11 protein-coding genes and 1 pseudogene are annotated in these 8,554 nt (G+C 63.4%); 9 read left to right on the forward strand and 3 right to left on the reverse strand.

All coding sequences use genetic code 11. From position 1 onward, the window contains the following. Positions 1–138: 138 nt before the first annotated feature. The 4 genes and pseudogenes from RI841_RS10835 to RI841_RS10850 form a co-directional block, all read left to right on the forward strand. On the forward strand, positions 139–987 hold the full coding sequence (locus tag RI841_RS10835; RefSeq protein ID WP_310705612.1) for a 3-hydroxybutyryl-CoA dehydrogenase: 849 nt from the start codon (positions 139–141) through the stop codon (positions 985–987). A 226-nt stretch (positions 988–1,213) separates the two neighbouring features. Further along, the gene (locus RI841_RS10840; RefSeq protein WP_310705613.1) at positions 1,214–1,987 is read left to right on the forward strand and encodes an enoyl-CoA hydratase-related protein; all 774 of its coding nucleotides are present in this window, start codon (positions 1,214–1,216) and stop codon (positions 1,985–1,987) included. Positions 1,988–2,279: 292 nt separating this feature from the next. Further along, positions 2,280–3,095, forward strand: a complete 816-nt coding sequence (locus RI841_RS10845) for a ZIP family metal transporter (RefSeq protein ID WP_310705614.1) — start codon at positions 2,280–2,282, stop codon at positions 3,093–3,095. A gap of 33 nt (positions 3,096–3,128) precedes the next feature. Further along, positions 3,129–3,221: pseudogene (locus RI841_RS10850) on the forward strand (enoyl-CoA hydratase/isomerase family protein); the annotation flags it as partial. An 85-nt stretch (positions 3,222–3,306) separates the two neighbouring features. Here the strand turns inward: RI841_RS10850 and thpD are convergent. The 3 genes from thpD to RI841_RS10865 all read right to left on the reverse strand — a co-directional run bounded on the left by thpD (position 3,307) and on the right by RI841_RS10865 (position 6,106). Next, positions 3,307–4,257: an ectoine hydroxylase gene (gene thpD / locus RI841_RS10855; protein ID WP_310705615.1), complete on the reverse strand. Its 951-nt coding sequence runs from the start codon at positions 4,255–4,257 to the stop codon at positions 3,307–3,309. Positions 4,258–4,439: 182 nt separating this feature from the next. Further along, positions 4,440–5,192, reverse strand: coding sequence for a Mut7-C RNAse domain-containing protein (locus tag RI841_RS10860; protein WP_310705616.1), 753 nt, complete (start codon positions 5,190–5,192; stop codon positions 4,440–4,442). Between the two features lie 32 nt (positions 5,193–5,224). Beyond that, a complete protein-coding gene (locus RI841_RS10865; RefSeq protein WP_310705617.1) occupies positions 5,225–6,106 on the reverse strand; it encodes a DMT family transporter in 882 nt (293 codons plus the stop codon). A 198-nt stretch (positions 6,107–6,304) separates the two neighbouring features. Here RI841_RS10865 and RI841_RS10870 point away from each other — a divergent pair, with 198 nt between their 5' ends. The 5 genes from RI841_RS10870 to RI841_RS10890 all read left to right on the forward strand — a co-directional run. Continuing rightward, entirely contained in the window at positions 6,305–6,595 is a 291-nt protein-coding gene (locus RI841_RS10870; RefSeq protein ID WP_310705618.1) for an alcohol dehydrogenase catalytic domain-containing protein, read from the forward strand. 507 nt (positions 6,596–7,102) lie between these two features. Next, positions 7,103–7,495: a DUF2703 domain-containing protein gene (locus RI841_RS10875; protein ID WP_310705619.1), complete on the forward strand. Its 393-nt coding sequence runs from the start codon at positions 7,103–7,105 to the stop codon at positions 7,493–7,495. 252 nt (positions 7,496–7,747) lie between these two features. Then, complete coding sequence (locus RI841_RS10880; RefSeq protein ID WP_310705620.1) at positions 7,748–8,092, forward strand: hypothetical protein; 345 nt, start codon at positions 7,748–7,750, stop codon at positions 8,090–8,092. A 38-nt stretch (positions 8,093–8,130) separates the two neighbouring features. Further along, on the forward strand, positions 8,131–8,340 hold the full coding sequence (locus RI841_RS10885; protein WP_310705621.1) for a GDCCVxC domain-containing (seleno)protein: 210 nt from the start codon (positions 8,131–8,133) through the stop codon (positions 8,338–8,340). Further along, the coding region (locus tag RI841_RS10890) for an MOSC N-terminal beta barrel domain-containing protein (RefSeq protein ID WP_310705622.1) at positions 8,291–8,554 on the forward strand (264 nt) is incomplete at its 3' end. The genes RI841_RS10885 and RI841_RS10890, both read left to right, overlap by 50 nt.

An 8,554-nucleotide genomic window follows, 5' to 3' on the forward strand; every position in this document is an offset into this window, starting at 1 on the left:
AGTAGGGGCATTCCACCAAGATTAATCTCAGATCCAAGCGAGGAGCGCCGCCCGCAGGCTTGCCGACGGAAAAGCTCCGAGCGGTACTGCATTTGCGAGACTTCTGAGCAGTCCACAAGACATCATAGGAGAGTGTAAATGAGCCAACAACCGATCGGCGTCGTCGGCGCCGGTACCATGGGCCAGGGCATCGCCCAGGTCCTGGTCACCAGCGGCTTTACCGCCAAGCTCTACGACGTGGCCGACGAGCAGCTGGAACGTGCCCGCGGCGCCATCGACAAGGGTCTGGGCAAGCTGGTGGCCAAGGAGAAGCTCAGTGAGGCCGACAAGGGCGCCGCCCTGGCGCGTCTGGATACCACGACCTCGCTGGACGCTCTGCGTGACTGCGAGGTGATCATCGAGGCCGCCCCTGAGCAGCCGGCGCTCAAGGAGAAGCTGTTCAGCGACCTGAGCCGCCTGAGCCATGAGGCGATCCTGGCCTCCAATACCTCCTCGTTGTCGCTGACCCGGCTTGCTGCCGTCTGCGAGCGCCCCGAGCGGGTGGTAGGCATGCACTTCTTCAACCCGGTGCCGGTGCTCAAGCTGGTCGAGGTGATCCGTGCCGAGCAGACCAGTGATGCCACCGTGGCACGCATCGAGCAACTGGCAGCCGACCTCGGCAAGACCGCGGTGCCGGTAGGCGACTCGCCCGGCTTCGCGGTCAACCGCCTGCTGGTGCCGATGATCAACGAGGCGGCCTTCCTGGTCCATGAGGGAACTGCCACCCCCGAAGCGGTGGACGAGGCCATGAAGCTGGGGGCCGCCCATCCCATGGGGCCGCTGGCCCTGGCCGACCTGATCGGCCTGGACGTCTGCCTGGCGATCATGGAGGTGTTGCAGGAGGGCTTCGGCGATCCGAAATACCGCCCCTGCCCGCTGCTCAAGCGCATGGTCAATGCTGGTTATCTGGGGCGGAAGAGCGGCCGCGGCTTTCACACTTACGAATGAATGGCCCGGGGCTTCTCCGGGGACAGGTCTGCGAGGAGGCGCTGTGAATACTTCCCTGTACGCTACCGACGTCATCCCTGGCGTAGGACCTCCTCTACGACCTGTCCCCGGCGCCCCTTGCGTACTTAGCTGAGATTGTCCTTACCAATAAAAGAGGATTGCCGCCCAACCAAGCGTTAGCTAGGGTTGAGCGGTCTGCCTTTCAAGAACACCACCGGGAGCCCCCATGAGCGAGAACCTGATCGATGTGGTCGATAACGCCGGCGTCGTGCGCCTGACTATCAGTCGCCCCAAGGCGCTGAACGCGCTCAACAGTGATGTGCTGGCCGAGCTGGACAGCGTGCTGGCCAACCTGGAAGCCCGCAATGATCTGCGTGCCGTGCTGATCACCGGCGCCGGGGAGAAGTCCTTCGTGGCCGGTGCCGATATCGCCGAGATGCGTGACAAGACCCCGGAACAGGCCCGCGGCTTCGCCCGCCAGGCGCTGGCCGCCGTCAAGCGCCTGGAGACCCTGCCGGTGCCCACCGTGGCGCTGGTCAACGGCTTCTGTCTGGGCGGGGGTTGCGAGCTAGCCCTGGCCTGTGACTGGGCGGTGGCCAGCGACAATGCCCTCTTCGGCCAGCCTGAAGTGCTGCTCGGGGTGATTCCCGGCTTCGGCGGCACCCAGCGCCTGCCGCGCCGGGTCGGTCCGGCCATGGCGCTCGACCTGTGCACCACCGGGCGCAAGATCGACGCCAGCGAAGCCCTGCGCATCGGCCTGGTCAACCGCGTGATGCCCCAGGCCGAGCTCGAGGCCTACGCCGAGGAACTCACCAAGCAGCTCGGTGGCAACGGGCCGCGTGCGGTACGGGCCACCAAGCAGGCGATCCACGATGGCATGGACCAGGATCTGGACAGCGCCCTGTCGTTGGAAAACGCCCTGTTCGCCTTCTGCTTTGCCGGCGAGGAGCAGACCGAGGGCATGAGCGCCTTCATCGAGAAGCGCAAGCCCAACTTCTGATTCCGCGGGACCCCAGTGACAACGGCCGTGGCGGGAACACCACGACCGTTGTCCTGTGCGGGTGGGAACGGGCATGGTGCGCGGTGCGAGTCAGCGCCCGCTCACCGCTGACGAGGACATCGACGACCTCCGCCTGGACGATATCCAACTGACGGAGTTCTTCCAGCCTCTGAAGCAGCCCCCCTGTGTTCAGGCCCCCGGCCGGTGCGTACCATGGCCCTCCCGCGAACGGTTCGCCGCATGCCCCCGGCCCGATGCATGCTCCACCCTCCCAGCGAACGGTGTGTCTCGAGTGATCGACTTCCTTGTACAACTGGATCCCGTCCTGCAGGCGTTTCTCGCCACCCTCTTCACCTGGGGCGTTACGGCTGCCGGCGCGGCGCTGGTGTTCTTCACCAGCGCGGTCAATCCTCGCTTCATGGACTCGATGCTCGGCTTCGCCGCGGGCGTCATGATCGCCGCGAGCTTCTGGTCGCTGCTGGCCCCGGGGATCGAGATGGCGGAAGAGCTGGGCCACATCGCCTGGCTGACCGCCGTGATCGGCTTCATGAGCGGAGGGGGCTTCATGCGGCTGGCCGACCGATTGCTGCCCCACCTGCACCCCGGCCTCGGCATGGACAAGAGCGAGGGCATCAAGACGACCTGGCAGCGCAGCACGCTGCTTGTGCTGGCGATCACCCTGCACAACATCCCCGAGGGGCTTGCCGTGGGCGTGGCCTTCGGCGCGGTGGCCACCGACCTGCCTTCCACCACCCTGGGCGGGGCCCTCGCCCTGGCGATCGGCATCGGCATCCAGAACTTCCCGGAGGGCACGGCGGTCGCCATGCCCCTGAGGCGAGAGGGCATGAGCAAGCGCAAGAGCTTCCTCATGGGGCAGGCGTCGGGCATCGTCGAGCCGATCGCCGGCGTCATCGGCGCGCTGTTCGTCTTGAAGATGCAGAGCATCCTGCCCTATGCGCTCTGCTTCGCCGCCGGCGCCATGATCTTCGTGGTAGTGGAGGAGCTGATCCCCGAGTCCCAGCGGAAGTACGAGAACATCGACCTGGTGACCATGGCCACGATGACCGGCTTCACGGTCATGATGGTGCTGGACGTCTCCCTTGGCTGATCGGCGTCATGTCCTGTCATGCCATTCCCGACACTGGAAACCAGTCTGTTTGCGCTATGTTTCGCCGGCGAGGAGCAGATCGAGGGCATGAGCACCTTCCTCGAGAAGCGCAAGCCGCACTTCTGACGCTGTGCGAGCCTGAAATGACAAGGCGGACGTGGCAGTGGTGCCACGGCCGTCTTGTCATGCGGGGCCGGGGTCCCGGAACGAGTCAGTGCAGCGGGTCGACGCCCTGTCCGGAGAGTTCCGGGAAGTCGTCATGCATCGTCAGCGGCTCTATGTTGCCACGCGTGGCCAGGAATTCCGGCCGCCGCGATGGGGCCGCATAGGGCTCCTCCAGGGCGTTGTCCACGCTGTTGTAGACGAAGAACAGGTTGGAGCGGGGCCAGGGCGACATATTCTCGTTCGAGGCGTGCAGGGTGTTGCACTCGAACAGCAGCAGCGAGCCTGCCGGCCCCTTGGGCGCCTGGATGCCACCGTGCTCGGCCAGGCCGGCCAGGGCCCTCTGATCGGGCACCCCGATCTTCTGGGCCTTGAGGGACTCCCGCCAGTTCGCCTCGGGCGTCTCGCCCATGCAGGGCACGAACTGGCGGTGGGAGCCGGGAATCAGCATCAGCGGCCCATTGAACTCGCTGTTGTCGGTCAGCATCAGCGAGGCGCTCACCGCCCGCATGCGTGGCATACCATCCTCTGCATGCCAGGTCTCAAAATCCGAATGCCAGTCGAAGCCGCTGCCCTGAAAGCCGTACTTGTCGTTGATGCGCGACTGATGGATATAGACCTCGCTGCCCAGCAGCTGTCGCACCATGCCGAGGATGCGCGGGTCACGGGTCAGGCGGTCGAAGTGCTCCGAGAGCTGGTGCATGCCGAACACGGAACGAATGGCGCCGCTGGCCGGGTCCTGGATGACCTGGTCGGAGCGCATCAGCGACTCGTCGTTGGCCATCTCCTGGAGCTCCTCGAAGAACGGCTCGATGCGGTCCCGGGAGAAGAACCCGTCGAACCACAGGAAACCGTCCCGTTCGTAGCGCGAGAGGGCCACCTCGTCCAGCGGGCCCTCCCAGCGGCGCTGGTTGCGGGCATGCACCACGGGCTCCCGGCGGGGGAGTGGTGCGCGGTAGTCGGTCAGGCGAGTGGGATAGGGGTCGAAACGATCCACCATGGGAAACCCTCCTCGTAAGTCCAGTTATTCGGATTACGAATGTCCCTGGGGATGAACGGCAGGTTTTGATCCGGCGGATTGCCACCAGGGGCATACATCCGGTGTGTTTTGCACTGGGTACTACCCTCTGGCCCAGATCGCCCGAGTTCAACCCCCCACCCGAATGGTTGGGTGGGACGGCCTTATTCCGGAGGTTGCGCCAGCGTCTGTCGCAGCCGCTCCACCCGCGCCTTCATTCGCGAGACATGGCTGCCGTGCCAGTAGAGTTGGCCGCAGGTCTCGCACTGCAAAAAATCGTCCACGTGCTGTTTTGTCAGGGGTTCGAGCCGGTCGATCACTGACGCCTTGTCGACGACGGCCAGGCGGCCGTTGCAGTGCGTGCAGCGGGTGAAGGGCGCGAAGGCCGGGGCGAGGTCGAACTCCCTGCACACCTCCTCGACCTGCTGCCAGGGTTCGTCGCTGCGCACGTAATGGGCAAGATGGATGCGCTTGCGCTTGAGCAGCCGGCGGTCGCGGGTCAGTACCACGCGCTGCTCCTCGTCGGCCTGGACGGCCAGCTCGGCATCGCCGATGTCGTTGCGATAGTAGCAATCGAAGCCGAGCAGACGCAGGTGGCGGGCGAGGCGGCCCAGTTGGGCATCCGCCAGGAAACGCGGGCATGACGGTGGGCGAGGCCGCAGATGGCGGGCTTTCGGCGGGGCAACGGTCCAGGGGTAGACCTCCACCCGCTCACCACCGGCGAGAATGTGCTCGAAGCCCACCGAGGTCCCGTTGACCAGGATGACGTCCACCTCGGTATGGGGGACGCCCAGGGACTCGATCACATCCTTGATGGCGGCCCGGCGCGACACGTCACGGAAGAAGGATGCATCGCGCGATGCCGGCGGCAGGAAGTCGTTCAGCCGGTCATGGAACCGGAAGTCGGCATGGGGCATGGCGCTCCCCTCAAGGAAGTTCCGTGGACAGTCTAGGCCATCCGGCGACGGCGTCGCCGGATCATGCGGGTGGCGATGGCGGTGCCGGCCAGGGTGATCGCCATGCCGGCCAGTATCTGCAGGCTGAGACGTTCGTCCAGCAGCAGGTAACCCCACACCAGGGCGCTGACCGGCACCAGGAAGGTCACCGTGGAGGTGGCCGTGGCCCCGGCACTGGCAATCAGGCCGAAGTAGAGCAGGAAGGCCACCGTGGTGCTGAGCACCGCCAGCGCCAGGCCGTTGGCCCAGGCCTGGCCACTGATCGGCTCCGCGGGCCAGAGCAGCAGCCCCGGAACGAGCAGGATCAGCGCCGACATGGTGGTGCTGCCGGCGGCCAGTACTCGCACCGGCAGGTGAGTGAGATAGGTCTTCGAGTAGTTGCCGGCCACCCCGTAGCAGAAGGTAGCCCCCAGCACGGCAAGGATGAACCAGCCATCGCCGCCCAGGGCGAAGTCCAGCCGGTCGGCCGAGAGCACATAGACCCCGAACAGCGCCATGGCCAGTCCCAGGTGCTGCTGGCGCTGGATGGGCGTGGCAAAGAACAGCGCCCCGAGCAGGGCCGTGAAGATCGGCGTGGTGGCATTGATCAGCGAGGTGAAGCCCGCCTCCAGTCGAGTGGTGGCGAGCGCCAGCAGCGAGAAGGGCAGTACATGGTTGATCAAGCCCAGCAGGAAGAGCCTGCCGGCGTTCTCGCGCACCAGCCTGAGGTAGCGAACGCTGAGCAGCAAGGGGACCAGCAGCGCCGCGCCAACCCCCATGCGCACCAGCACCAGCGGCACCGGGCCGAACTCGGGTGACGCCACCCGCATGAAGATGAACGACAGGCCCCACAGCGAGGAAAGCAGCAGCAGGCGCAGGGTATCGGCGGGGGACATTCCAGTTCCTTTGGATGACGAGGCGAGGGGGATGAGCCGACAGGTTACGGCGGGCGGTGTGCGCTGGGAAGGGGAGCGGCGGTGGCGAGCCCCTTCGCGGCATTGCAACATGATATTCATGCGGGTTGAGGGCGCGCGCGCCTGACGCCTGCTATAGATGAAGGGCACCTTATCCTCCACGCCCCAGGAGCCTTAGCCATGCCCGCCATGATGAAAGCCGCCGTGTTCGTTGAACCCGGCCGCATCGAGATCGACGATCGCCCGATTCCCGACATCGGCCCCAACGACGCCCTGGTCCGGGTGTCCACCACCACCATCTGCGGCACCGACGTGCATATCCTCAAGGGCGAGTACCCGGTGGAGAGGGGCCTGATCGTGGGCCACGAGCCGGTCACTCACCGCTACCCGCTGGAAAAGATCGTCGACGCCTACGACCTCTTTTCCCACCAGCGCGACGGCGTGCTCAAGGTCGCCCTCGAGGTCTCGTGACGGCCGCGTGGCCCTCTTCTCCGGCCGGGCGGAAATCTCCGTTCGGCCTTTTCCTGACCATGCAAGCCACGTTTTGCAGGCGATATAGCCAATCACTGACATGGCCAATCGGCGATTTCGCATACTGTAGCAGCGTTGATGGTTGGCACCGTAACTTTGAAGCTAATCGGCTATGCTGGTGATGCATGGGTCTTTTCTAGGTTAGATAAAATGGTAACATGTGAATACCAGTTTGCGAACAATCGGGCATGCACGGTTCTTTCTGCGCAAATGAACGGCCGCTTTCAATCCAAGGAAGATATGCCGGAAAAGGCAGCGGTCACGCTCGTCGGTGTTATGTAGCCGGCACGATGATTGGTGTTATGCTTCCGAGCTATACTTGATTTCAAGTAATTGAAGTGGGTTGGAGAGGAGTTGGCGTGCAGTATCAACACTGTTGAACGCACGTGCGGGTTCAAGTGTGATATCGAGCACGCTATCTAATACAGCTCTTAGATGGAGAAAATAATGAAAAAGCTGACAATTCAGTGGCAAAGGCTGCTTAACGATAAAAAACAAACCTGTCCACGGTGTAGTGATACAGGAGAGGCAGTGAGAATTGGAGGTTTAAAACTTAAAAATACGTTGACGGAGTTGGGTATTGAAGTTGAGTTAGTGGAAAAAGAAATAGATTTACCAGAATTTTCTAATAACCCTCTCCAGTCTAATAGCATATTGATCAACGGTAAGCTTCTTGAGGAGTGGGTAGGCGGTGAAACAGGAAAAAGTAAATGCTGTGATGTTTGTGGGAGTTCCGAGTGCCGGACAATATCTTATGGTGAAAATACATTTGAATCTATCCCGGAGAATTTAATAATAAAAGCAGGTCTTCTGGCCGCAGCGCAACTCATCGATAAATAAAGGAAAAACCATCCATCAATGGGGTAAACCAGACTGCGAGAACGGCTGCGGCGCTAACGCGGCAAGTTTGGTTGCGCAGTTGGTTACACCAGGCGTTACACATAGAATATGTTGAATGTCAGCTCCTGGCCGAACCCCGCCCTTGGGCGAGGTAGGGCTCACTGACCAGCGGCACGCTGGACGTGGCCGCAGGGGTTGCAACCGCGCGAGTTCTGGTACACTCGCGCCATTACAGTGGCTGACGGAGACACGATGGAAACGGAACTGAGCGAATTCGAGCAGCAGATGCGTCGCGAGATCAACGCCTTCATGGACAATGAGCAGGAGACCCGGCGCAAGGCGGCGACCTCGCCCCCCGAGTGGCCTGCCGACGCGAACCCTGCCCCCAAGGCCGCACGCAGCAAGCCGTCCGGCGCGCCCAAGACCGGCCACCTGGTAAAACTGGCGGTGCGCACCAAGCCGCTGGAGCTCGATAGCGTCTTCGAGCACATCTCCTCCAGCATCTCGAAGATTGAGGCTCAGCTGGAAGCCGAGAAGGCCGCCCGCAAGGCGGGCTATCCGATCATCGGCTATGTGGTCGAGACCCGCCGGCTCTAGGGTTTCGCCTGCCCGCGACCACTGAGAGGAGAGAGACGATGGCCGAGATCATCCGGGAATCGACCCTCACCTGCCCCGAATGCGGGCACACCAGGATCGAGACGATGCCTACCGATGCCTGCCAGCACTTCTACGAGTGCGAGGCGTGTCATCGTCTGCTCAGGCCCAGGCCCGGCGACTGCTGCGTATTCTGCTCCTATGGCAGTGTGCCTTGCCCGCCCATCCAGCAGGGGCAGGGGTGCGGCTGAGGTGACGAGCGTTGATGTGCCCGGCCCGCCGGCCCTGTTCCCGGGAGCCACGAGGCGGCATGATGCGGGAGTCCATCGGTACGAGGAGTGCCCCGTGAAGATCACCCAGCTCGCCAACTATCCCGTGAAGTCGCTGGGCGGCATCATGCTTGACCGGGCCGAGCTGACCGAGCGCGGCCTGGCCTACGACCGCCAGTGGATGGTGGTCGACGAC

Origin of the sequence: Halomonas sp. (genome assembly GCF_031581305.1) — a bacterium.
Taxonomy (GTDB): domain Bacteria; phylum Pseudomonadota; class Gammaproteobacteria; order Pseudomonadales; family Halomonadaceae; genus Halomonas.